Source organism: Alishewanella longhuensis, assembly GCF_014653435.1.
GTDB lineage: Bacteria > Pseudomonadota > Gammaproteobacteria > Enterobacterales > Alteromonadaceae > Alishewanella > Alishewanella longhuensis.
In genome coordinates, this window is record NZ_BNAO01000021.1 from 1 (window position 1) to 1237 (window position 1237).

The 1237-nt window shown below is 47.5% G+C and carries 1 protein-coding gene; it reads left to right on the forward strand.

Features of this window, described 5'->3' with window-relative positions; genetic code table 11:
* Positions 1 to 1185: an elongation factor Tu gene (tuf, locus tag IE163_RS17630; protein ID WP_189434471.1), complete on the forward strand. Its 1185-nt coding sequence runs from the start codon at positions 1 to 3 to the stop codon at positions 1183 to 1185.
* The last annotated feature ends 52 nt before the right edge of the window (positions 1186 to 1237 follow it).

Here is a 1237-nt window from a genome sequence, read left to right on the forward strand (position 1 = left end):
ATGGCTAAGGCTAAATTTGAACGCGTAAAACCGCACGTAAACGTAGGTACTATCGGCCACGTTGACCACGGTAAAACTACACTGACAGCTGCTATCACTAACGTATTAGCTAAGCACTACGGCGGTCAGGCATTTGCTTTCGATCAAATCGACAAAGCACCAGAAGAAAAAGCTCGTGGTATCACGATCAATACTTCACACGTAGAATACGACACACCAACACGTCACTATGCACACGTTGACTGTCCAGGTCACGCCGACTACGTTAAGAACATGATCACCGGTGCGGCACAGATGGACGGCGCGATTCTGGTTGTTGCGGCGACAGACGGCCCAATGCCACAAACGCGTGAGCACATCCTGTTATCACGTCAGGTAGGTGTACCTTACATCATCGTGTTCATGAACAAGTGTGACATGGTAGATGACGAAGAATTATTAGAATTAGTAGAAATGGAAGTGCGTGAGCTTCTTTCAGACTACGACTTCCCAGGTGATGACCTGCCAGTAATCCGTGGTTCAGCCTTAAAAGGTCTGGAAGGCGATGCTGACTGGGAAAAGAAAATCCTGGAATTAGGCGAAGCCTTAGATACGTATATCCCAGAGCCGGTACGTGCGATTGATAAGCCATTCATCATGCCAATCGAAGACGTATTCTCAATTGCTGGTCGTGGTACTGTAGTAACAGGCCGTGTAGAGCAAGGTATCGTTAAAGTAGGCGAGACAGTTGAAATCGTTGGTATCAAAGACACTGTTGCTACTACCTGTACGGGTGTAGAAATGTTCCGTAAGCTGTTAGACGAAGGTCGTGCAGGTGAGAACATTGGTGCCTTATTACGTGGTACTAAGCGTGAAGACGTAGAACGTGGTCAAGTACTTGCTAAGCCAGGTTCAATCAAGCCACACACTAAGTTTGAAGGCGAAGTGTACGTACTGTCAAAAGAAGAAGGTGGTCGTCACACGCCATTCTTCAAAGGCTACCGTCCACAGTTCTACTTCCGTACTACAGACGTAACTGGTGCGGTTGAGCTGCCAGAAGGCGTAGAGATGGTAATGCCAGGCGACAACCTGAAGTTTGTTGTTGAGCTGATTTGCCCAATCGCGATGGACGAAGGTTTACGCTTCGCTATCCGTGAAGGCGGCCGTACAGTAGGTGCTGGTGTAGTATCAAAAATCATCGCTTAATCATTGATTAGGTGTTGATGTAAAAAGAAGGCTCCGGTTCGGGGCCTTTTTT

What these genes read in the sequence shown, in the direction of transcription:
- tuf (WP_189434471.1), top strand. Translation starts at nt 1, where the DNA reads ATGGCTAAGGCTAAATTTGAACGCGTAAAACCGCACGTAAACGTAGGT.